This is a genomic window from Caulobacter sp. GW821-FHT12F03 (assembly GCF_058806855.1).
In genome coordinates this window covers 1-22,370 of the sequence record NZ_JBXAQC010000009.1, presented here as the reverse complement: position 1 = coordinate 22,370, position 22,370 = coordinate 1, and the positions used below count along the sequence as shown (strand labels likewise).

Below are 22,370 nucleotides of genomic sequence, written 5' to 3'. Positions count from 1 at the left end.
CGTTTTGTGGGCGCCGCATGCATCCCAGACCGGCTTTTTCACCGCAATGCGAAATACGCGACTCGCCTGTAAGGGCGGCCTAAGGATCAGCGCATCGACAGCGAGGCGAATCCCAGATGGGTGCCCGCGTCCGCCAGCAGGGTCTCGCCGGTGACATGGCGCGAGGCGGGCGAGGCGAGGAACACCGCCGCGCCGGCGATGTCCTCGGCGGTGGAGGCCGCCTGCAGCGGCGTGGAATTGATCACCCCCTGGCGCATGCGCTCGATGCGGTCGTCCGGCATGGCCTTGCCGAACCAGGGCGTGTCGATGAAGCCCGGGCAGATGGCGTTGACGCGGATCTTCGGCGCGAGACCTCGCGCCAGCGACAGGGTCATGGTCGTCATCGCCCCCTTGGAGGCGGCATAGGGCACCGACGAGCCGATCCCGGTCACCCCGGCGATCGAGGCGGTGTTGACCACCGCGCCCGGCTGCGGCGCGGCCTCGAGCAGCGCTCGCGCGGCCCGCACCATCTGGAAGGCCCCGACCACGTTGACGCGATAGAGCCGCAGGAAGTCATCGGCGTCGACCGCGTCCAGGTCCCCGTGGTTCGGCGCGAACTTGGTGATCCCGGCGTTGTTGAACAGCGCGTCGATCCGGCCGAACGGTTCGGCCGCCGCGGCGATCCGGCGGCAGTCGGCGTCCTCGCCGACATCGCCCTGGACCAGCACGGTTTTCGCGCCTTCGGCCTCGCACAGGCGGGCGGTTTCCTCGGCCTCGGCCTTGCTGGAGGCGTAGTTGATGATCACGGCCGCCGCGCCGCGCGAGGCGGTCTCCACGGCGATGGCCCTGCCGAGACCGGTCGACCCGCCGGTGACCAGCACCACGAAACCCTCGAAATCCTTGCCCGCCATGGTCATCTCCCTGAACCTGTTTTGCGGTCTGATAGCGCGGGGCGGCGGCCTTGTCGCGCTTCGGGCGGAGGTCTACATCCGCTCGCCATGAGCGAACTCCATCTCACCCAGCTGGGCCAGGCCGTCGCGGCGCCCACCCGTCCCGAGGACGCGGTCCTCGAGCGCGTGCCCAATCCCCAGCACGACACCCTGTACCTGGCCCGCTTCGTGGCGCCGGAGTTCACCTCGCTGTGCCCGGTGACGGGTCAGCCGGACTTCGCCCATCTGGTCATCGACTACGCGCCGGGCGACTGGCTGATCGAGTCCAAGTCGCTGAAGCTCTATCTCGGGTCATTCCGCGATCACGGGGCGTTCCACGAGGACTGCACGGTGTCGATCGGCCGCAAGATCGTCGAGGTTGCGCAGCCGCGCTGGCTGCGCATCGGCGGATACTGGTATCCGCGTGGCGGCATCCCGATCGATGTCTTCTGGCAGACCGGCCCTGCGCCCGAGGGGCTGTGGGTGCCCGACCAGGGCGTCGCGCCCTATCGCGGTCGCGGCTAGGGCTTCCAGACGGTCGTCAGCGCGGCCACGTCCGGCCGCACCCGCTCCTGCGGCGCCTCGGCCGCCGTGCCGATGAAGACGAAGCCGGCGACCTGCTCGTCGGCCGCCAGACCCAGCGCCGCGCGGGCGTCCGGATCATAGGCGTACCAGTCGGTGATCCAGTTGGCGCCGTAGCCCATCGCGCTCGCGGCGTAGAGCAGGCCGGTGCAGACCGCGCCGGCCGACAGCACCTGTTCCCAGGCCGGGATGTCGCCGGCCACGGTGCGCGAGACCACGGCCACGCCCAGCGGCGGCGCCTTCAGCTTGCCGAGCTTGGCGACCAGCTTCGGCGCATCGGGGCGGGAGGCGGCGATGGCCTCGAGCCGATCCGCCAGCGTCGCCTTGGCTTCGCCCGTCAACACAATGAACCGCCAGGGCGCCAGCTTGCCGTGGTCTGGCGCGCGCGCGGCGAGCGTCAGCAGGTCCGACAGTTCCGCGTCCGAGGGGGCCGGGCCCCGCAGCGACAGGGCCGAGGCCGAGCGGCGGCGGGCGAGAAACGCCAGCACCTCAGGCGATTCCGTCACGGGCAGGGTGTCGCCGAACGCGGGCGCGGCGGGAAGGTCGTGGCTCATGGCGGCCCTAGACGGTGGTGGGTTCGTCTTCGTGCTCGAACATCGGACGAAGCAGGATCTTGGTGTCCGGCTTGAGCAGCCGGTAGGTCGAGTCGAACTCCGGCGCGGCCTCGCCGTCGAGCGTGACATGGCCCTTGAGGTCGCCGGTGACGTCATCGCGGCCGTAGGCCTCGCAGGACTTCTTGCCCTCGAGGTGGGCCATCGACTGGGCGAGGATCGCCAGGATCGGCGCCGCCTGCTCCATCGGCGCCGGCTGGTCGTCCATCAGCACGACGATCTCCAGGTCGTCGAAGCGGAACACCGAGCACAGGGCGTCGCCTTCGAGCCTCATCGTCTCGCGGACGACCATTTCGAGGTCCGGCTCCTCGGACATGCGGTAGCGGCTGACCTGCCGGACCTGGTTGTCGGGCAGCACGTCGAGGAAGGCGATGTCCTCGCAGCTCTGGTCCTTGTCCTTCCAGTCGGAACACCAGACCTGGTTGCTCCTGAGCACGGTCAGCAGACCCTCCCGGTTGACCGGCCTTTCGGTCGCCGACGCGGGCAGGGCGGGCGCGAGGCCCAGGGCGAGGACGAGCGGGATCCAGAGACGCATGGGGCTGAAGCTAGTGCCTTTCCGGCGGGAAGGGAAACCGGCGGTGGCGCCCCGGTCCTTGGCGAACACGGGTTTGCCTCCCATATGGGGCGAAAGGGCGGCCCGGCGGCGAAATAGCAACCTCTGTGCTATAGTGTCTGACGCGCGGATCATGGGAGGGCCGGAATGGCCAGACAATTTGAAGTCGTCGAGGCTTCGGTGGCGCCGCCCGTCTGGGCCGCGCTGCGCAACGAGGCCGAGCGCGCGGCGCGCGACGAGCCGACGCTGGGCAGCCTGCTGAACGCGGTGATCCTGTCGCACGGCTCGATGGCCGAGGCGTTGTCCTATCAGTTCGCGCGCAAGATCGGCGACCAGGAGCTGCGCGCCATGAGCGCCCGCGAGATCGCCGACGAGGCCTACGAGGCCGATCCGTCGCTGATCGCCGCCGCCGAGGCCGACCTGAAGGCCGTGTTCGAACGCGACCCGGCCTGCAAGGGCTACGTCCAGCCGTTCCTGTTCTTCAAGGGCTTCCAGGCCCTGCAGACGCATCGCGTGGCCCACTGGCTGTGGACCCACAGCCGCGACACCCTGGCCTTCTATCTGCAGAGCCGGATGAGCGAGGTCTTCCAGGTCGACATCCATCCGGCCGCCAGAATCGGCAAGGGCATCTTCTTCGACCACGGCACGGGCATCGTCATCGGCGAGACCGCCACGGTCGGCGACGACGTCTCCATGCTGCACGGGGTGACCCTGGGCGGCACAGGGGCCGAGCGCGGCGACCGCCACCCCAAGATCGGCAAGGGCGTGCTGCTCGGCGCCGGGGCCAAGGTGCTGGGCAACATCACCATCGGCGACTACGCCAAGGTGGCGTCCGGTTCGGTGGTGCTGAAGAACGTGCCGCCGCACTGCACGGCCGCGGGCGTGCCCGCCCGCCTGGTCAATTGCCCGACCTGTGACGAGCCGGCCCGGACCATGGACCACACCCTGGCGGAAGAGATCTACGACTACAGCATCTGACGTTCGGTCCGCCGGACCCGGAAAAAACCGGGGATGGCGTGCAAAACGCGTTTCACCTTTCGTCGCGCCCGCTCTAGGTTCCGCGGCCAATCCCCAATGCCCGGAGCGACGCCGTGGACGACAAGCATATCAAACAGGTCGAAGCCCACCTGAAGCGCACCTTCGGCAACCCGCACTTCGCGGTGATCGCCCGCAAGCAGAAGGATTCCGCCGAGGTCGAACTCAAGGGCGAGTTCATCGGCGTGATCTATGAAGATGAAGACGAGCCCGGCTCGTTCATGTTCGAGATGGCCATCCTTGCCGAAGATCTCGAATAGTGACCACTCCGGCCGGAGCCGAACCGGAGTCCGGCCGGAAACGCGCCCATCCGACCTGGCTCTACGCCCGTCTGCTCGGCGGCGCCTGGACGGGCATGCCCGAACCACTGCGCCGCATGCACGCGCTGGACACGACCCTGTCGGCCACGGGGCGGGCGAAGGTCGAGCGCGGCGACGGCAGGCTGGCGCGTCTGGTCGGGCGCCTGGCGGGCTTTCCGCCGGCCAGTGACGACGTTGCGGTGCGGGTGGACTTCTCGCGGCGCGGGGATGTCGAGATCTGGCGGCGCGACTTCGGCGGCCATGTCTTCCAGAGCACCCAGGAAACCGGCCGCGAGCGCCGGTTGCTGGAGCGGTTCGGGCCGGCCGCCTTTCCGATGATCCTCATCTGGGACGGGCGGCGGCTGAACCTGCGCCTGCGTGGCTGGCGGCTGTTCGGCATAAGGATGCCCCGATGGACCACGCCGGTCAGCAGGGCCTGGGAGGCGGTCGAGGACGATCGCTTCCGCTTCTTTGTCGAGATCAGCCATCCGTTCACCGGCCTGATCGTGCGCTACCAGGGATGGCTTGAGCCGGTTTGACATCTGTCAACGCGAGCGGCCCGGCCGGAACCTAGTGTGGCGCTGGCCGTTCACAGGCCCTCTCTCCAAAGGGATTCCCATGCCCAAGTCGATCATCAAGACCGCCGTCCGCGAGGGCGATGACTTCCTCGACGACGCGCTCCATGCCCTGAAGAAGGCCGCCCGCCACGTCGGCGCGGACAGCCACGACGCCATGGACAAGGCCGTGGCGGACCTGACCAAGGCGACCGAGAAGCTGGTGGAAGAGGCCAGGACCAAGGCCGTTCCGGCGGTCAAGGGCGCGGCGAAGGACGTCGCCAAGGCCGCCAAGGAGCATCCTGTGGCCGCGACGGCCCTGGTGGCCGCGGCCGTGGCGCTGGTCGGGCTGGCGATCAGCCGGCGTGGCGGCGGCGATACCGAAGCCTGACGTCATCGGGCGGAGCCGCTCCGGCGGCCCCGCCCTGCGACGCGCGACCTAGAGAACGTGCAGCATCTCCGCGACCAGCGGATGGCGCACGATGTCCTGCTCGGCCAGCCGCACGACCGCGATGTTCGGCACCGCCTCGAAGCGGTCGGCGACGTCGCCCAGGCCCGACAGGCCGGTCAGCAGGTCCGACTGGTTCGGATCCCCCGTCACCACCATGGTTGAATGCCAGCCCAGCCGGGTCAGCAGCATCTTCAGCTGGCCGTAGGTGCAGTTCTGCGCCTCGTCGATGACCACGAAGGCGTTGTTTAGTGTGCGGCCGCGCATGTAGCCGACCGGCGCGATCTCGATGGCCCCCTCGGCGATCAGGGCCCGCACCCGCTTCATCGACAGCCGGTCCGACAACGCGTCGTAGAGCGGCCGCAGATAGGGGGCGAGCTTGTCCTCCATGTCGCCGGGCAGGTAGCCGATCGATTCCCCGGCCTCGACGGCGGGGCGCGACAGGACGATGCGCGCGACCTTGCCGGCCTCCAGCGCTTCAACCGCCTTGGCGATGGCCAGATAGGTCTTGCCCGTACCCGCCGGCCCCAGCGCCATGACCAGGTTCTTGGCGTCGATCGCCTTGATCAGCTCGGCCTGGCCCTCTGATTTCGGCTTTATTGTCTTGAGATACCCCTGCTCGCGATCCTCCTCCCGACCGAGCGGCGACCAGCCATTGCCCACCGGCAGGCGACGGACCTTGCCGCCGTCGTCGTTGTGGAATTGCGTCTGGTCGAATGCGCCTTCGCGCACGGTCCGCTTCAGGGCACGCTTCGTCATGGGGTGGCCTCCAGTGGGGCATGAAAAAAGGGCGACGCCGGAACGGCTCGCCCTTGGATCGACAAGACAGAGGAAGGAGCGCGTGCGTAGCCCGGCGGCTCACTGCAGCTTCGCGAGACTGGCGGCGCCCAATGACGCCGAAACACGATACGCGGCACCCTGTTCTCCGTCGTCAGGAGACCGCGGACGAATGTCCGCGGCGGGATGCGAAGGGGCTGGCGCCCCTTCGAATCGCCCGACTAGGATGATGCTAACGTGGTTTCTCAGCCGTTAATCAAGCGGCCATTTCCAATATACGGGGCGTACGGATGACTGTTTATGCTTTGGGCGCCCTCGCGCCGCGGCTGCCTTCGGAAGGTGAATACTGGATAGCGCCGACGGCCTCCGTGATGGGCGATGTGATTCTGCAGAAGAACGCCAGCATCTGGTGGGGCGCCGTGGCCAGAGGCGACACCGATACCCTGACCATCGGCGAGAACAGCAACGTCCAGGACGGTTCTGTGCTTCACGCCGACAAGGGCATGCCTCTGGTGATCGGGGCCAATGTCACCGTCGGCCACATGGTTATGCTTCACGGCTGCACCATCGGCGACAACAGTCTGGTCGGCATCGGCTCGATCGTGCTCAACGGCGCGAGGATCGGTCGCAACTGCCTGATCGGCGCCGGGGCGCTGATTCCCGAGGGCAAGGAGATCCCGGACAACAGCCTGGTCATGGGCGCGCCCGGCAAGGTCGTCCGCGAGATCGGCGAACAGCAGGCGGCGGTGCTTCAGGCCTCGGCCCTGCACTACGTCGAAAACTGGAAGCGCTTCCGCCGGGATCTGGTCGTGCTCTGAGAGATTGCGTGGGTCGTGGTTCGAGACGCTCGGCCGGGGCCTCGCGCCTCACCATGACGGGCAAAGGTGTTCGTCATCCTGAGGAACGATCCCTCGGGATCGCGTCTCGAAGGACGCACATTGACGGACCATAGGGAAGGGGGGCGACCTTCCGGCAAAACAGGGAGACGCTTCCATGGCCTACGAATTCATCACGGTCGACCGCGAGGGGCCGGTCACCATCTTCACGCTCAACCGGCCGGACGTGATGAACGCCCTTCATTCGCCGATGCACTTCGAGCTGGATGAGGCGTTCAACGCCTTCGCCGCCGATCCCGAGCAGTGGGTCGGCATCATCACCGGCGCCGGCGAGCGGGCTTTCTCGGCCGGCAACGACCTGAAGCACCAGGCCACGGGCGGCGGCATGGGCACGCCCCCGTCGGGCTTCGCCGGCCTGACCAGCCGCTTCGACCTCGACAAGCCGCTGATCGCGGCGGTCAACGGCGTGGCCATGGGCGGCGGCTTCGAGATCGCCCTGGCCTGCGACATCGTGCTGGCGGCCGAGACAGCGGTGTTCGCGCTGCCGGAGCCGAAGGTCGGCCTGGCCGCCCTGGCCGGCGGTCTGCACCGCCTGCCGCGGCAGATCGGTCTCAAGCGGGCCATGGGCATGATCCTCACCGCCCGCCGCGTGCCGGCGGCCGAGGGGCAGGCGCTGGGCTTCGTCAACGCGGTGGTCCCGGCGGCCGACCTGATGGCCGAGGCCCGCAAGTGGGCGCAGATGATCTGCGAGTGCAGCCCGATGTCGATCCGCGCCAGCAAGCAGGCGGTGATGCAGGGCCTCGACCAGACGCTGACCGAGGCGATCAACGGCCAGTTCAAGTTCCCCGCCGTCGGCGCCCTGTTCCGCTCGGAAGACTTCAAGGAAGGCCCGATGGCGTTCGCGCAGAAGCGCGCGCCGCAGTGGAAGGGGAAGTAATCTTCCTCTCCGCGAAGCGGGGAGGGGGACCATGCGGAGCATGGTGGAGGGGCCGGCGCCGAGGCGAACGGTCCCGTCCTGACTTCAGGTCCATCCGGCGAAGCTGGCTCAACCCCCTCCACCATCCTTTGGATGGTCCCCCTCCCCTCTGACGAGGGGAGGATTGATATGAAAAAGGGCGGCTCCGTTTCCGGGGCCGCCCTTTGTCGTTCTACGAGGCGCTGGCCGCCGCGCCGCCGCCGCCGCCGGAGCGGCTGCGATTGCGGTTGCGCGGCTTCTTGCGCTTGGGCGCGGCCTCGCCGGCGGCCGCCATGGCCAGCGGCTCATAGCCGGCCGGGCGGTGACGGGCGCGCTGGCCGCGGTCAGGCTGGGCCTTGCCGCTGGCGTCGAGCGCGGCGGGCTTCTTGTTGCGGCCCGGCTGACCGCCCCGGCCGTTGGCCGCGCGCGGATCGCGATAGGGCTTCTCCGGCTCGACGCTGGCCAGGGCGGCCTGGGCCTGGGCCAGGACCTTGTCGTTGCGACGGTCCCAGGCGGGGATCACCTGGCGGGTGACCTTCTGGATGTCGCGCAGCAGGTTGCGTTCGTCGTCGGCCACCAGGGCGATGGCCGCGCCGCCGGCGCCGGCGCGGGCCGTCCGGCCGATGCGGTGGACGTAGGCTTCCGGCACGTTCGGCAGCTCGAACTGGATGACGTGGGTCACGCCGTCGACGTCGATGCCGCGGGCGGCGATGTCGGTGGCCACGAGGGCGCGCATCTTGCCGGCCTTGAACTCGGCCAGGGCGCGCTCGCGCTGGCCCTGGCTCTTGTCGCCGTGGATCGAGGCGGCCTCGATGCCGATGGTCGTCAGACCCTTGGCGACGCGGTCGGCGCCGCGCTTGGTGCGGGTGAACACCAGCACGCGCTTCATGGCCGGATCATCGAACAGCTCGGCCAGCAGCACGCGCTTGCGGGCCGTTTCGATGAACAGGACCTTTTGCTCGATCTTCTCGACGGTGGTCGCCTGCGGCGTGACCGAGACCTTCGACGGGTTCGGGTTCAGCAGCTCGGCGGCCAGCTTCTCGATTTCCGAGGGCATGGTGGCCGAGAAGAACAGGTTCTGGCGCACGCGCGGCAGGGTCTTGGCGATGCGGCGGATCGGCACCACGAAGCCCATGTCGAGCATCTGGTCGGCCTCGTCGAGGACGAAGATTTCCGTCTCCGACAGGTTGGCGACCTTCTCGTTGATGTGGTCGATCAGGCGGCCGGGGGTGGCCACCAGCACGTCGACGCCGCCGGCGAGGGCGCGGACCTGCGGGCCGTACTTCACGCCGCCGAACACGACCTGCACGGTCATGCCCATGCCGGCGCCGTAGGCGCGGAAGCTCTCGGCGATCTGGGTGGCCAGTTCACGGGTCGGCGACAGCACCAGGCAGCGGCAGCCGCGGCGCGGGGCCGGGCGGCGGTTGGCCGCCAGGCGGTGCAGGATGGGCAGGGCGAACGCGGCGGTCTTGCCGGTGCCGGTCTGGGCGATGCCCAGCACGTCCTTGCCGTCCATGACGAACGGAATGGCCTGCGCCTGGATCGGGGTGGGCTTGGTGTAGCCCTCGGCGGCGAGCGCGGAGAGCAGCGGCTTGGCGAGGCCAAGCGAAGCAAAATCGGTCAAGGGTCGTCTTTCAAATGCGACTTGCGCCGCAGGACCTTCAAGGTCTGCGGGCGAAGCGGGGGTCAGTTTGGGAAACGCCCCGCGTATGGCGTCGCTATGGGGAGGATCGGCTGGCTGGCCCGGGCGGAACCTGTGGGTTCCATACGCGGCCGGGTCAGGCCGATAGCGCGGAAGGCTCCGCGACAGGCTCTATGTGGCGGTGCAGCATCGGAAAGTCAAGGAAATAGACTTTTGCCGCGGCTTCAGACCAGCGACGGCCGGTGGATGTCGAACACGTTGGGCCGCTTCTCTTCCATCAGGTCGAGCAGCGCGCGCGCGCCGTCCGACTTCACGAACTCGAACTCGGCGTCCGAGATCGGCAGGGCCAGCAGCCACGCCACCGTGCGCGTGGGCATGAACAGCGTCTTCGGGCCGGTCTCCCAGAAGAACGGCGGCACGAACAGGATGTTCGGCACGGTCGTGCCGGGCTCGTAGAACGACAGCGCGCCCTGGAACACCGCGCCGGGCACGACCACCGCGCCGTTGGCGATCACGTTGAAGGCGCAGGTCGACAGCATCTGCGGGAAGGCGGTGATCTCGCTGCGGCAGGCGCCGACCAGTTCGACCCGCAGGTCGTTCTCGACGCCCTTCAGGCTGTGGTTCGACAAGGTCAGGGTGGAGTAGGCCGTCAGGCCTTCGCCGGGCGAGCCGACGCAGGACAGGATGTCGACGCTGTGCGTGCGGCTGTCGTCCCACCAGGTGTAGGCGCTCGGCTCGCCGCCGAAGGTCGTCGCGGCGACGCGGCCGACTTCGCGGTTCTCGTCCGTCACAGGCGGGCGTTCGGTCATGATCTTACTCCGCGAAGGCGATGGTCGTTCCTGCCGTAGGCCGATTCCCGTCAGGGGCGCGCCTCGAGCCCGACCCCGCCCACCGGCGTGGTCTCGAACCGCTCGCCGAAGCCGGCGATAATCGGCCGCGCCTGGCTGATCGCGGCCTGGACCGCCGGCAGCTTCAGCGAGTCGGCGTGATGCTGTTTGCTGACCCAGACCTCGGTGATCCAGATCGCGTCCGGATGGGCGGGGTCGGTTGCGATGACATAGCTGAGGCAGCCGGGCATGGCTCCGGCGCCGGCCATCAGGAAGCCGATCAGCGCGTCCCTCTGGCCCGGCGCGGCGATCATCTTGCCGATCAGGCCGTATTTCGGGGTCTCGTCGGCCATGGCGATCTCCGGGACAAGGGTGACAAGGGTGGCGGCGGCGACGGCGCGTCGGGTGAGCATGCCGCACTATCCCGCGTACGCCATCACGGGGGAAGGGCTTGCCCAAAGCTGACGCCGGCGTCACTAATCCCTGAACAACGATAACCTGCCCAGGGAGACGCCGGCGTGGCCGACCGTTACGACTACATCATCATCGGCGCCGGCTCGGCCGGTTGCGTGCTCGCCAACCGGCTGACCGAAGACGGGACCAAGACCGTCCTGCTGCTGGAAGCCGGGCGGAAGGACAACTCGATCCTCGTCAAGATGCCTGCCGGCGTTGGCAGTCTCATTAAAGACAAGGGTGTCTATAACTGGGGCTTCTGGACCGAAGCCGAGCCCAACCTCGAAAACCGCAAGCTCTGGTGGCCGCGCGGCAAGGGCTGGGGCGGCTCGTCGTCGATCAACGGCATGATCTACATCCGCGGCCACGCCCGCGACTACGACCAGTGGCGCCAGATGGGCCTGACCGGCTGGGGCTACGCCGACGTGCTGCCCTACTTCAAGCGCTCCGAGAGCCTCGAGGGCGGCGGCGACGCTTGGCACGGCGGCGACGGCCCGCTGCACGTCTCCAAGGCCTCTACGCCCAACCCGATCTATTCCAAGACCATCGAGGCCGGCGCCCAGGCCGGCTACATGACCACCAAGGACTTCAACGGCTTCCAGCAGGAGGGCTGGGGCCCGTACCAGCTGACCGTCAAGGACGGCGAGCGCTGGAGCTCCTCCAAGGCCTACCTCTACCCGGCCCTCAATCGCCCGAACCTGACCTGCGTCACCGGCGCGCGGACCAGTCGCCTGATCCTCGACGGCAAGCGCGTCTCCGGCGTCGAATACCTCGCGGACGGCAAGACGGTGACCGTCCAGGCCAACGCCGAGGTGCTGCTCTGCGCCGGCGCGGTGCAGTCGCCGCAGATCCTGCAGCTGTCGGGCATCGGCGATCCGGAGGACCTGACGCCGCACGGCATCAAGGTGCTGCACCCCCTGCCGGGCGTCGGCAAGAACCTGCAGGACCACCTGGACGTCTGCGTGTCCTGGGAATGCCCGCTGCCGATCACCGCCTATTCGCGGACCAAGGGCCTCAGGACCCTCGTCACCGGCCTCAGCTACCTGCTGTTCAAGAAGGGCACAGGCCGCCAGCAGATGCTCGAGTCGGGCGCCTTCCTGCGCTCGCGGCCCGACCTGGACCGTCCGGACCTGCAGTTCCACACCGTGCTGGCGATCATGCAGAACCACGGCAAGACCGTGGTCCAGAAGGACGGCTTCACCCTGCACGTCTGCCAGCTGCGCCCGGAAAGCCGCGGCAAGGTCGGGCTGCGCTCGGCCGATCCGAACGACGATCCGACGATCTTCGCCAACTACCTGGCCACCGAGGAAGACCGCCGGGCCGTGCGCGAAGGGGTCAAGATGGCCCGCAAGGTCGCCGCCCAGCCCGCGCTCGACCCCTATCGCGGCGAGGAATACTCGCCCGGCAAGGCGGTCCAGACCGACGACGAGATCGACGCCTGGATCCGCAAGAACGCCGAGACCATCTATCACCCCGTCGGCACCTGCCGCATGGGCGTGGCCGGCGACGCCATGGCCGTGGTCGATGAGGAGCTGAAGGTTATCGGCCTGCAGGGCCTGCGCGTCGTCGACGCCTCGGTCATGCCGACCCTGATCGGCGGCAACACCAACGCCCCGACGATGATGATCGCCGAGAAGATCAGCGACGTGATCCGCGGCAAGGCCGCCCTGCCGCCGCAGGACGCGCCCGTCTACGACGGCGAGAGCGTCAAGGCGGCGTAGAAGTCCTTCTCCCACAGGGAGAAGGGGGGGCACGCACACGGCGTGGGAGGTTGAGGGGTTAAAGAGCTTGCCGGACGGCGGCGTAATCCCTCACCCTCCCACCGCTTCGCGGCGGGCCCGTCTCCCGCCGGGAGAGGGAAGCTACCCATGGAACACCGTCCGCTCGGCCGCTCCGGCCTGTCGATCGCCCCGCTGATGCTGGGCGGCAACGTGTTCGGCTGGACCGCCGATGAAGCGACCTCGCACGCCATCCTCGACGCCTTCGTCGACGGCGGCTTCAACGCCATCGACACGGCCGACGTCTATTCGGCCTGGGTCCCGGGCAACACCGGCGGCGACTCGGAGAAGGTCATCGGGACCTGGCTCAAGGCCCGCGGGCGCCGCGACGACGTGATCCTCGCCACCAAGGTCGGCATGTGGCCGGTCCACCCGGGCCTGAAGGCGGCCAACATCATCGCCGCCTGCGAGGCTTCGCTCGGCCGGCTGCAGACGGACTATATCGACCTCTACCAGTCGCACCGCGACGACGCCGACACGCCGCAGGACGAGACGCTCGAGGCCTATGACCGGCTGGTCAAGGCCGGCAAGGTGCGGGCGATCGGCGCGTCCAACTTCGAGGCCGACCGTCTGGCCTCGGCCGAGGCCGTCAGCAAGGCGCGCGGCTACCCCCGCTACGACACGCTCCAGCCGGCCTACAACCTGATGGATCGCGCCATCGAGGGGCCGCTGCAGCAGCTGTGTCTGGCCGAAAACATCAGCATCATCAGCTACTACGGCCTGGCCAGCGGCTTCCTGACCGGCAAGTACCGGTCGATGGAAGACCTCGGCAAGAGCCCGCGCGGCGGCGGCATGAAGAAGCATCTGGAAGGCGAGAAGGGCCCCCGCGTCCTGGCGGCGCTGGATGCGGTGGCCTCGGCGCTGGGCGCCACGCCGGCACAGGTCGCCCTGGCCTGGGTCATGGCCCGGCCGGCCGTCGCCGCCCCGATCGCCAGCGCGACCAGTCTGCTCCAACTGGAGGAGCTGATGGGCGCGGCCCGGCTGTCGCTGGACCCGGCCCATATCGCCCGGCTGGACGCCGCCAGCGCCTGATTCTCAGGGTTTGAAGATCGGCGCGTAGATCGGGCTGATCCGCTTGAGGCCGACCGAGTTCACATGGTTGTCGTCCATGTAGTTCGGCTTGCCGCCCGTTTCGAAGGCGCAGACGTCCGGGCAGAGCCAGGGCACGGGGTCCATCACCTGGAAACGGGGGCCGTATTGGGCCGCCAGCGCGGCGAAGGCGGCGTTCTGCGCGGCGTAGAGGCGGTTGTAGTCGGCGAGGGTCACGGGCGGATAGGTCTTGCCCTCCGCCCGGCGGATCGGATGGAAATAGGACCCGTTGGGCACGACCTTCTGCACGAACACCGTCGCGCCGGTGTCGAGAATCCGCGTCATGGCTTCGCGATAGTCCGTCTCGGTCAGATCCGGGGTCCAGTAGGCGACAACCACCACCCGCCTGATCCCGAACCGCTGCATGTCGCGCGCGATGTGCTTCCAGACGGAGGCGGGGCAATTGCCGATCTTGCCGAACCGCGTCGGCCGGCAGTTGCGCTTGGTCAGGTAGAGCGGCGTCCCCGTCGCCTCGGCCATCGGCGTCAGCACGGCCTTGGCGCGGTCAGCGTGCGAATCCCCGATCAGCAGGGTCGGCGGCCCGCCGCCCCCGTCCGTCAGCCGGCAGATCTCGGCGTCATAGGCCTTCAGCCGCGCCACGAGCGGGCAGCGGTAGGGCACCCGGTCCATTTCGGCGGCGTAGAGCACCTGCTTGTCCGGCGCGTAGCGGAACAGGGCGCCGCGGGTCTGTTGCATGAACAGGCCCGCCGCCAGGGCGACGCCGAGGAAGGCGCCCAGCAGCATCAGGGCGTTGCGCGGCCTGCGCAGCGGCTTCCAGGCCAGCGCGGGTTGCTCGATGAAGCGGAACGAGGCGACGGCCAGGAGATAGCTGGCCGCCACGCCCGCCAGGCCTTCGAGGAGGTTGGGCGACCGTCCGGCGGCGGCGTGGAAGAACACCACCAGCGGCCAGTGCCAGAGATACCAGGAGTAGGAGATCTTCCCCAGGTGCTGGGCGACGCGGTTGGTCAGCAGCGCGGCGGGCAGGCGCGGGACCTCGCGCTGCACCCAGCAGATCAGTCCCGTGGCGAACACCGCGAGCAGCGCCTGGGGGCCGGGGAAGGGATCGCGCTCGTCGAAGCCGAGGATCGACCAGAACAGCAGCGCGAGCGCGCCGAGATAGAGGGGCAGGGCGGCCCTCCCGAAGCGCACGCGGTCGAACAGCAAAGCGACGGCGATGCCGATGAAGAACTCCCAGACCCGGGTCGGCAGCATGTAGAAGGCCGTCTTGGGACTCGACCCGGCGACGATCCAGCCCAGCGCCAGCGAGGCGCAGAAGGCGGCGATCATCAGCCCGACCGCCAGCTTCCAGCTGCGGCGGAAGATCAGCACCAGCAGGGGGAAGAACAGGTAGAACTGCTCCTCGACGGCCAGGCTCCAGGTGTGCAGCAGCGGCTTCTGCACGGCCTTGTCGAAATACTCCCCCTGGTTCCAGAAGAAGACGTTCTGCAGATAGGCGGCCTGGGCCATCAGGCTCTGGCCGAACTTCAGCAGCGCCATCGGCGGCAGCAGGACGTAGGCGCAGGCCGCGACGACGATCAGCAGGGTCAGGTAGGCGGGCACCAGCCGCTGGATGCGCCGCAGGAAGAAGTCGCCGATCCGCTTCTCGCCCGAAATCAGCCCAGGCAGGTAGCGCAGGGCGATGACGAAGCCGGAGATGACGAAGAACACGTCGACGCCGATGTAGCCGCCGCGGAACGTCGCCGGGAAGAAATGGAACAGCACGACCGCCGTCACGGCGATCGCCCTCAGGCCGTCGGTGATGCCAAGGCGGCGATGGTCGATTGTGCCGTCGCTCACTCAAGGCCCCCAGACGCGAGCGGCCCATGAACCGATGCCGGGCGCCGATGGCCGGAAGCTAGCGGTCGCGCGGACCGGCCACAAGATCAGGCGATGCGGCGGCCGTCGACCGCGGCCAGCCGCAGGGAGGGCGCCGCTTCGCCGCCGTCGCCGCGGCTGATGCCGCCGATGGCCAGGGCGAGGGCGGGCTGCCCGCGCAGGCGGGAGATCATCGCCGTGGGCTGATACAGGCCGATGAAGCGGTCCACGACGCCGCTGGGGCCGCGCAGGGGCGCCAGCAGCACCTCCATACTCACCGGCGCGACGCTGTCGGCCAGGATGTCGGCATGCACGATGAGCGGTTCGGGCCGCCCGCGGCTGAACTCCAGCGCGGACTTCAGCTGCCAGCGGTCGCCGGGCCGGAAACGCTCAAGCAGGCAGGTCCCGCGCAGGTCGGCGCGGTGCAGGTCGGAGACGAAGCCGCCGGCCAGCCGGAAAGGCCAGGTCCCGTCGGCCGAGCGCCCGACGATCAGGACCTGGGGCAGAAGGTCATGGAAATCCATCGGATCGACGTCGGACCGCCACGGCGCGGCGCCGCCGCCGGCGCGCGCCCGCCAATACTCCGTCAATCGTTCCGTGTTGGGATGGACCATGGTTCGGCCCTCCGCCCGAACGGCCCCATGCGGCCGCACGAGGGTTGCAGGGAAGTCCCGGGCCAGGTCCGCAGTGTTCCTTTTCGGGACGCATGATCGCCTCAGGCGCGATTCTTGCATGTGGGCGCGCACGGTATCTGGAGGGGACTTGTCCCATGGCGTCTCGCAATCTGTTGATGGCTCTGGTCGGGGGTATCCTGATCTGGCTCGCCTCATCCGCCATTCCCGGCGACAAGGCCGCCGCCCAGTGCTGCGCGCCACCGCCGCCCTGTAACTGCACGCCGCCGACCCCGCCGCCCTGCTGCACGCCGCCGGCGCCGCCGCCGCGGCCGCCGAGCCCGCCGAACTGCTGCACCGCCGGCGGCCGGACCAACATCATCGTCAACTCCAACGCCGTGGCCGTGTCGGTTTCCGGCGCCGGCGCGGGGGCCGGCGCGGTCGCCTACGGCGGCGGCGGCGGGGGCGGCGGCTACTACTCGCCGCCGGTCGCCACCGGTCTGATCCAGGGACTCGACGTCCAGGGCGTTCATCGCACGCGTCAGGTGGCCTACGAGGCCAGCCGCACGCGCAGCCGCCGCGTCGTCATCCAGGCCTTCTGTCTCGACGACCACGACATTCCCCACCCCGCCAGCCAGGTGTTCCCGGAGCGGGACGTCGACGACGCCTATGACGGCGAACTCTATCGCTGCATCGCCGGCACGCGGATGCAGATCACGATCGCCGAATGGGTCGAGCAAATCTCGTTCTCGGGCGGCCAGACCATGATCTGCGCCAAGGGCGAGGCCCTCTATCGCTCGCGCGGCTCGGCCGCCGACGCCGGCCAGCTGGTCTGCCGCCCGCAGAAGCCGGCCCGCGACTGCAACGAGCGCAGCCTGCTCCGCCGCTTCGGCGCCGGCATCAAGGTGCTGACCATCGTGACGGTCGAGAAGTACACGGCCTACCGCGAGGAGACGGTCACCGAGTCGACCGCCTCCAGCTACAGCATGAGCCTCGACGGCGGCGTGGGCGGCACGGTCTACTAGCAGGCCGCGACGAACCCCGGCATCCTGCGGCGTCCGCATCCGGCGGACGCGCAGGACCGCCGCATGACCGCCATTCTGGCCATCCACGCCCATCCCGACGACATCGAGACGCTCGGCGCCGGCGCCCTGGCGCTGCTGGCCGCCGAGGGGCATGCGGTGACCCTCGTCACCCTGACGGCGGGCGAGGGCGGCGCCACCGACACCACGCCGGAGCAGACCGCCGCGATCCGCAAGGCCGAGGCCGCGGCGGCCGCGGCGATCATCGGCGCCGGCTATCGCTGCGGCGACCTGCCGGACCTCGGGGTGTTCAGCGATGACCCGTCACGGCGACGGGTGACCGAACTGATCCGCTGGGCCCGGCCCGACATCGTCATCACCAGTTCGCCGGTCGACTACCATCCGGACCACGAGGCCACGAGCCAGCTGGTCCGCGACGCCTGCTTCGCCGCCTCCGTGCCGAACTACCGCACCGGCGAGGCCCAGGCGCTGGACTCCATCCCGCACCTCTATTTCATGGACCCGATCGGCGGCCGCGACCGCGAGGGCGTTCCCGTGGTCCCGGACTTCGGGGCCGATATCGAAACCGTGTTCGAGACCAAGCGCGCCATGCTGGCGGCGCACGAGAGCCAGATCCGCTGGGTCGCCCGCCAGCACGGCATTCCCGACCAGGTCGCGTCGCTGGAAAAGTGGGCGCGGCGGCGCGGGCGGGACTTCGGCGTCGCCATGGCCGAGGGCTTCCGGCAATACCGCCACCATCCCTGGCCCGGCTCCCCGCTGCTGCAGGACCTGCTGGGTCAGGCCCTGGTGACGCCCCTGGCCGCGTCGTAGCGCGTCCACATCGGCGCGCAGTCGATCATGGCGCGCTCGTCCATCGCCCGGTCGATGGCCATCACCGTCAGCCCGGCCTCCATCGAGTCCCAGGGCGTCACGGGGAAGGGGGCGCCGGTTTCCAGCGTGGCCTTCAGGTCCCGCGCCATGGACTGGTCGGCCCCGTTGTGGCTGTCGGCGGTGCGGCCGCCGTAGTCGATCCGCTCGGGTTTTGACCGGTCCATGACCCCGCGGACCATCAGCCGGTTGCGCACCAGATCGGCGATCAGCGTCCCCTCCGTGCCGGCGATGTACCAGCGCCGTTCGGCCAGCGAGACCTGGCTGTTGGCGTGGAAGGTCAGCCGAACCTGGTTCTCGTACTCGACCATGGCCGTCTGGTGGTCGGTGACATCCATGTCCGACTGGAAGCTGTCGTTGGCGCCGGACCAGCCGGCGTCGCGCAAGGCGAAGGCGGCCTCGCCGTTGCTGTAGGTCCGCGGCGCGCCGGCGCGCTCGGGCGTGAAGATCCGTCGCCCGCCGAAGCTGGCGACCCGCGCCGGCCGGGCCCCGACGATGCGGCCGAAGATATCGAAGTCGTGGCAGACCTTGTCGAGCAGATAGGACCCGCCCCACTCCTGCCGCCGCCGCCAGTTGCGCGCCAGGTAGCCGCCGTGCTCGGGCGGCAGGTGTTCGGTGGCGTCGATGGAGATGATCTCGCCCAGCTGGCCCGAGTCGACCCGGGCGATGACCTCGCGGACGATCGACATCGAGCGCATCACAAGGCCGATGTACAGCGGCGGCGCCGTCCCCGACGCCAGCCGGCGCGCCAGCGCCTCGGTTTCCGCCTCGGTGCGCACGATCGGCTTCTCGGCGAACACCGGCCAGCCGGCGTCCAGCGCCTGGTTCAGGTGTTCCAGATGCAGATGATTGGGCGAGCCGATCATCACCAGGTCATAGGGACCGCGCGCCAGCAGCCCGGCGACGCTGTCGCAGGCCAGGCCGGCGTCGATCCCGGCCTCCGCCAGAATCGGCGCCCCCACAGGCGCCGGGTCGACATGGGCGGCGACATTGAGGTCCCAGCCGACCTCCTTCATGGCGGCCAGCACATGGGCGATGCGCTGGCCCAGGCCGATGACGCCGATGCGGCAGGTCTTCATCGCTTCCCCCCGGATGCGGTTCAGGTGGTGGGCAGGGCGCCGCCGCGATCGACGCAGCCGGCCAGGACCGGCCGGAAAAGGTCGATGACCTTCCCGCGCGCGTTGGGCTGAGCCCGCAGGGGTTCGATCTGTGCGCCCAGATCAGCCTTGATGCCGGCGATGATCTGCTGGGTAGCCTCCTCGCCGAGGCTGGCGGCCAGGGCCTCTCCGCGGGTCCTCAGCCGGGGCTCGACCGCGGCCAGTCCGGCGGCCAGGGTCTTGTCGCCCTCGGTCAGGACGCTGGCCGGGTCTTCCGTAAAGCCCTGGTAGATGCCCATGGCGGCGGCGCAGCGGAACACCGCGGTCAGTTCCTGGGTCGGGGTCTCGGTCGGCGCGGGCGGATCGGCCCAGGCGGACGGCGCCAGCGCCAGGCCCGAGGCCAGGCCGGCGGCGGCGATCAACAGGCGGAACGACTGGCGCATGGCGGGGCTCACTTTCCGGCCGGCTGGACGACGAGGCGCCAGGCCTTGTTGGGGTCGAGATAGGCCTTGGCGGCGGCCTGGACGTCGGCGGCGGTGACCCGCTCATAGCCGGGGATCAGCGACCGCGTGGCGGCGAGCCGGCGCGGATCGGTCTGGGCGCCGCCCAGTTCCTCCAGCCAGTACTCGTTCGTCTCGCGGGCCTTGGTCAGACGCTCCAGCCTGGGCTTCAGCGCCCGGTCCAGCTCGTCGGCCGTCGGCGGGGCGGCCCGCAGGTCGGCGGCGATCTTCAGCGTGTCGCGGAAGAAGCCCTCCACCTTGGCCGGCGGCACCTCAACGCGCGCCGAGACATAGCCCCAGTCGGTCCAGACGTCGCTGGCGGTCCAGCCGGCGCTCGGCGAGTAGGTCGCGCCCTGGGCCTCGCGCAGTTCGTCGATCAGCCGCAGTTCCATGATGTCGGCCAGCACGGCCGTGTTCCGGGCCAGCTGGACGTTGTGGAAAAAGTCGTCCGTCCGCCAGGCGAGGAAGGCGATCGCCTGGTCGTCGCGGCCCTTGTGGGTCAGCACCAGCGGCTGGGCCACCGGCGCGGGGAAGCCGGTCGTCCCGGTCACCTTCGCCGGCGCGTCAGGGCGTTTGGGCAGGGCGCCGAAGGTGGCGGCGACGGCGGCGATGGCCTCTTCGACGGAGATGTCGCCGACGATGACCACCTCGACCGGGCCGCCGGTCAGGGCGTCGCCATAGGCGCGCTTGAGGGCGTCGGCGTCGATCGCGGCGATGTCGGCCTTGCCGGGCCACGTCCAGCGGCGGTCGCCGCCGTGCAGCAGGCCCGGCAGGTCGCGGTTGAACACGCCGCTGTCGGTGGCTTCGTACTGGTCGCTGAGGGTGGCGGCGTAGGTCCGCATGCGCTGCAACGCCTCGGGCCGCCAGCCGGGTTCGGTGGCGAACGCGGTCAGCACCTGCAGCTGGGTGTCGATGTCCTCCGGCCGGGTCGAGCCCGACAGGGTGAAGGCGTCGTCCTCGACGCCGAACCGGGCGCCGTAGACCTTCGAGACCAGCACCCGCTCCATGTCCTCGGAGTCGATCTTCGCCAGGCCGCCCTCGACCAGCGCGCTGCTGGCCCAGGAGACCGACTGCCGGTCGGCCGGCAGGCCGGCGAGGCCGCTGCCGATGCGCACCTTCACCAGCACCTGGTCGTCGCGGAACTTGGTCGGCTTCACCGTCAGCCGCACGCCGTTGGCGAAGCGCACGAAGGTGGTGTCGAGATCGACGACGTCGGTCTGCTCGGCCACCTGGCCCGGCGCGCCGAACGCGTCATAGGGCCAGACCACCTGGCGCGGCCCGGTCGGGGCGGCCACGGCGACCTGCTGTGACTGGGTCCAGGCCTGGGTGACGGCCTGTTCGTTGCCCTCGATCGGCGTCGGGGTGGCGACGAACACCAGCGGACCGGACCCGGCGAAGGCGGCCTTCAGGGCCAGCGACACGGTGTCGGCCTTGAGGTCCTTCGCGGCGGCCTCGAACTGGGCGAGGTCCTGCGCCGGGCTGGTCATCACCTCCTCGTCGCCGACGGAGTCGATCATCTCGTTGGCCAGCTGCGGCGTGCGGCGCGTGGCGGCGGAGGCGACGCGCGACTTGAGCCACTGGCGGTAGTCCTCGATCTCGCGATCCAGCTCGTCCTGGCGCACGCCGTACTGCATGAGGCGGCGCTGTTCGCGTTCGGCGGCCGTCAGGGCGGATTGCCATTCGCCCGGGCGGGCCGTGATGGCCAGCGTCGTCACCCTGGCCGCGTCGGTCTGGTTGCCCGAGAATCCGCCGGCGGCGATGAACGGCGGCGTCGCGCCGCGGGCGATGGCCTCCAGCCGGCGGTTCAGCACCGCGAAACCCAGTTGCTGGATCCAGTCCTGCCGCCGCTTGGCGGCGCTGTCGGGGCGCAGGTCGGCGGCCTGGACCCAGCCGATCTGCAGCGAGGTGGACGAGCCCGGCTCGACGATGATCTGGGTCTCGAGGCCGCGTTTGGCCACCCGGCCCAGGTTCGGCTCGGCGCCGGGCGGCGTCGAGTTGCTCCAGCTGCTGAAGCTGGCCTTGATCTTGGCCTCCATGGCGTCGACGTCGAAGTCGCCGACCGCCACCAGCACGGCCCGCTCGGGGCGGTAGTAGCGGTTGTAGAAGTCGACGATCTGCTCGCGTGGGGCGCTTTGCAGCACCGCGACCTTGCCGATCGGCATGCGGTTGGGCGGCAGCTGGCCGCGCAGGATGAACTCGAGCCGCGCCTTGTAGACCCGCAGGCCCGGGCTGTCGCTCGTGCGCTCCTCGGACAGCACCACGCCGCGCTCACGGTCGACCGCGTCGCCGGCGATCAGCAGTTCGCTGGCCGTCTCGCGCATCACCTTCAGCGACAGGTCGACGGTCTCGTCGTCGGTCTGCGGCAGGTCGAGCTTGTAGGTGGTCTCGTCGAAATTGGTCGAGGCGTTGGTGTCGGCGCCGAAGGCCAGGCCCCGCCGCTCGAGCATCTTGACCATGTCGCCTTCGGCGATCCCCTTGCTGCCGTTGAAGGCCATGTGCTCGAGGAAGTGGGCCAGGCCCTGCTGGGCGTCGGTCTCCATCAGCGAGCCGGCGTCGAAGCGCAGGCGCAGCGACGCCTGGCCCGGCGGCGTGGCGTTGCGGATGATGGCGTAGCGCATGCCGTTGGGCAGCGCGCCGAAGCGGATGTTCGGATCGGCGGCCACATCGCTGACCGCCTGCGGCCACTGCCCGGGCGCCAGCTTCACCGCCTGCGGCCCCTGGACGGGCGTCGGCGCGGCGGCGGCCTGGTCACGGGGCTTGCCGAAGGGAAGGCCGGGCAGCTTGCCGGAGACGCCGGCGCAGCCCGCGAGGGACAGGGCCGTCACGGCGACGAGGGCCGGGCGGACGAAGGGGTGCATGCGGGGATACGCTCAATCAGGGCTGGAGGGATTGATCGCACATTCGCCGGGCCATGCGGCGAAGGCAAGGCGGGAAGGGGGCGGCGGTTAGGGAGTAGGGACTAGGGATTAGGGATTAGGGGCTAGGGGTTAGCAAGGTCAGCTCAGATCCATGTCTAGCCCCTAGCCCCTAGCCCCTAGCCCCTAGCCCCTAGCCCCTAGCCCCTAGCCCCTAGCCCCTAGCCCCTAGCCC

Annotated in this window: 23 protein-coding genes; 11 read left to right on the top strand and 12 right to left on the bottom strand. The window is 69.6% G+C overall.

The window, feature by feature from the left end:
* Positions 1-86: 86 nt before the first annotated feature.
* On the bottom strand, positions 87-890 hold the full coding sequence (locus tag AC1RN0_RS17340; protein ID WP_492788721.1) for an SDR family NAD(P)-dependent oxidoreductase: 804 nt from the start codon (positions 888-890) through the stop codon (positions 87-89).
* A gap of 87 nt (positions 891-977) precedes the next feature.
* On the opposite strand from AC1RN0_RS17340, the gene queF reads away from it, so the two are divergent.
* Positions 978-1,433: a preQ(1) synthase gene (gene queF / locus AC1RN0_RS17335; RefSeq protein ID WP_492788720.1), complete on the top strand. Its 456-nt coding sequence runs from the start codon at positions 978-980 to the stop codon at positions 1,431-1,433.
* On the opposite strand, the gene AC1RN0_RS17330 is transcribed toward queF, so the two are convergent.
* A complete protein-coding gene (locus tag AC1RN0_RS17330) occupies positions 1,430-2,044 on the bottom strand; it encodes a nitroreductase family protein (RefSeq protein ID WP_492788719.1) in 615 nt (204 codons plus the stop codon). The genes queF and AC1RN0_RS17330 overlap by 4 nt on opposite strands.
* 7 nt (positions 2,045-2,051) lie before the next feature.
* Entirely contained in the window at positions 2,052-2,636 is a 585-nt protein-coding gene (locus tag AC1RN0_RS17325; protein WP_492788718.1) for a hypothetical protein, read from the bottom strand.
* A 165-nt stretch (positions 2,637-2,801) separates the two neighbouring features.
* Between AC1RN0_RS17325 and cysE the strand changes: the two genes are divergently transcribed.
* The 4 genes from cysE (at position 2,802) to AC1RN0_RS17305 (ending at position 4,933) form a co-directional block, all read left to right on the top strand.
* The gene (cysE, locus tag AC1RN0_RS17320; protein ID WP_492788717.1) at positions 2,802-3,632 is read left to right on the top strand and encodes a serine O-acetyltransferase; all 831 of its coding nucleotides are present in this window, start codon (positions 2,802-2,804) and stop codon (positions 3,630-3,632) included.
* A 113-nt stretch (positions 3,633-3,745) separates the two neighbouring features.
* Positions 3,746-3,949 carry a DUF3126 family protein gene (locus AC1RN0_RS17315; RefSeq protein ID WP_492788716.1) on the top strand — a complete coding sequence of 68 codons (204 nt, stop codon included), beginning with the start codon at positions 3,746-3,748 and terminating at the stop codon, positions 3,947-3,949.
* The gene (locus AC1RN0_RS17310; protein ID WP_492788715.1) at positions 3,949-4,527 is read left to right on the top strand and encodes a DUF4166 domain-containing protein; all 579 of its coding nucleotides are present in this window, start codon (positions 3,949-3,951) and stop codon (positions 4,525-4,527) included. The genes AC1RN0_RS17315 and AC1RN0_RS17310 overlap by 1 nt, the downstream gene beginning before the upstream one ends.
* Before the next feature lie 79 nt (positions 4,528-4,606).
* A complete protein-coding gene (locus tag AC1RN0_RS17305; protein ID WP_492788714.1) occupies positions 4,607-4,933 on the top strand; it encodes a hypothetical protein in 327 nt (108 codons plus the stop codon).
* A gap of 48 nt (positions 4,934-4,981) precedes the next feature.
* Here the strand turns inward: AC1RN0_RS17305 and AC1RN0_RS17300 are convergent, their stop codons facing one another.
* A complete protein-coding gene (locus tag AC1RN0_RS17300) occupies positions 4,982-5,749 on the bottom strand; it encodes a PhoH family protein (protein WP_492788713.1) in 768 nt (255 codons plus the stop codon).
* A gap of 308 nt (positions 5,750-6,057) precedes the next feature.
* On the opposite strand from AC1RN0_RS17300, the gene AC1RN0_RS17295 reads away from it, so the two are divergent.
* Entirely contained in the window at positions 6,058-6,585 is a 528-nt protein-coding gene (locus AC1RN0_RS17295) for a gamma carbonic anhydrase family protein (protein WP_492788712.1), read from the top strand.
* Positions 6,586-6,760: 175 nt separating this feature from the next.
* On the top strand, positions 6,761-7,540 hold the full coding sequence (locus tag AC1RN0_RS17290; protein WP_492788711.1) for an enoyl-CoA hydratase-related protein: 780 nt from the start codon (positions 6,761-6,763) through the stop codon (positions 7,538-7,540).
* 211 nt (positions 7,541-7,751) lie between these two features.
* On the opposite strand, the gene AC1RN0_RS17285 is transcribed toward AC1RN0_RS17290, so the two are convergent.
* The 3 genes from AC1RN0_RS17285 to AC1RN0_RS17275 all read right to left on the bottom strand — a co-directional run bounded on the left by AC1RN0_RS17285 (position 7,752) and on the right by AC1RN0_RS17275 (position 10,440).
* Positions 7,752-9,182: a DEAD/DEAH box helicase gene (locus AC1RN0_RS17285; protein WP_492788710.1), complete on the bottom strand. Its 1,431-nt coding sequence runs from the start codon at positions 9,180-9,182 to the stop codon at positions 7,752-7,754.
* A 242-nt stretch (positions 9,183-9,424) separates the two neighbouring features.
* The gene (locus AC1RN0_RS17280) at positions 9,425-10,009 is read right to left on the bottom strand and encodes a suppressor of fused domain protein (protein WP_492788709.1); all 585 of its coding nucleotides are present in this window, start codon (positions 10,007-10,009) and stop codon (positions 9,425-9,427) included.
* A 50-nt stretch (positions 10,010-10,059) separates the two neighbouring features.
* Entirely contained in the window at positions 10,060-10,440 is a 381-nt protein-coding gene (locus AC1RN0_RS17275) for a putative quinol monooxygenase (RefSeq protein WP_492788708.1), read from the bottom strand.
* A 105-nt stretch (positions 10,441-10,545) separates the two neighbouring features.
* Between AC1RN0_RS17275 and AC1RN0_RS17270 the strand changes: the two genes are divergently transcribed.
* Both AC1RN0_RS17270 and AC1RN0_RS17265 read left to right on the top strand, forming a co-directional pair.
* Entirely contained in the window at positions 10,546-12,201 is a 1,656-nt protein-coding gene (locus AC1RN0_RS17270; RefSeq protein WP_492788707.1) for a choline dehydrogenase, read from the top strand.
* 147 nt (positions 12,202-12,348) lie between these two features.
* Positions 12,349-13,290 (top strand): aldo/keto reductase, encoded by a 942-nt coding sequence (locus AC1RN0_RS17265; protein WP_492788706.1) that lies wholly within the window; start codon positions 12,349-12,351, stop codon positions 13,288-13,290.
* 3 nt (positions 13,291-13,293) lie between these two features.
* Here AC1RN0_RS17265 and AC1RN0_RS17260 read toward each other — a convergent pair whose 3' ends face one another.
* Together AC1RN0_RS17260 and AC1RN0_RS17255 are read right to left on the bottom strand one after the other, a co-directional pair.
* Entirely contained in the window at positions 13,294-15,144 is a 1,851-nt protein-coding gene (locus AC1RN0_RS17260) for an acyltransferase family protein (RefSeq protein ID WP_492788705.1), read from the bottom strand.
* A gap of 86 nt (positions 15,145-15,230) precedes the next feature.
* Positions 15,231-15,776, bottom strand: coding sequence for a PAS domain-containing protein (locus AC1RN0_RS17255; RefSeq protein ID WP_492788704.1), 546 nt, complete (start codon positions 15,774-15,776; stop codon positions 15,231-15,233).
* A 155-nt stretch (positions 15,777-15,931) separates the two neighbouring features.
* Between AC1RN0_RS17255 and AC1RN0_RS17250 the strand changes: the two genes are divergently transcribed.
* Complete coding sequence (locus tag AC1RN0_RS17250) at positions 15,932-16,798, top strand: hypothetical protein (RefSeq protein ID WP_492788703.1); 867 nt, start codon at positions 15,932-15,934, stop codon at positions 16,796-16,798.
* Positions 16,799-16,861: 63 nt separating this feature from the next.
* Complete coding sequence (locus AC1RN0_RS17245) at positions 16,862-17,626, top strand: PIG-L family deacetylase (protein WP_492788702.1); 765 nt, start codon at positions 16,862-16,864, stop codon at positions 17,624-17,626.
* Here the strand turns inward: AC1RN0_RS17245 and AC1RN0_RS17240 are convergent.
* From AC1RN0_RS17240 to AC1RN0_RS17230, 3 genes are read right to left on the bottom strand one after another with little or no spacing between them, the layout of a single operon-like run.
* The gene (locus AC1RN0_RS17240; protein WP_492788701.1) at positions 17,593-18,762 is read right to left on the bottom strand and encodes a Gfo/Idh/MocA family protein; all 1,170 of its coding nucleotides are present in this window, start codon (positions 18,760-18,762) and stop codon (positions 17,593-17,595) included. The genes AC1RN0_RS17245 and AC1RN0_RS17240 overlap by 34 nt on opposite strands.
* A gap of 20 nt (positions 18,763-18,782) precedes the next feature.
* Complete coding sequence (locus tag AC1RN0_RS17235; RefSeq protein WP_492788700.1) at positions 18,783-19,223, bottom strand: hypothetical protein; 441 nt, start codon at positions 19,221-19,223, stop codon at positions 18,783-18,785.
* 8 nt (positions 19,224-19,231) lie between these two features.
* The gene (locus tag AC1RN0_RS17230) at positions 19,232-22,138 is read right to left on the bottom strand and encodes a M16 family metallopeptidase (RefSeq protein ID WP_492788699.1); all 2,907 of its coding nucleotides are present in this window, start codon (positions 22,136-22,138) and stop codon (positions 19,232-19,234) included.
* Positions 22,139-22,370: the final 232 nt, after the last annotated feature.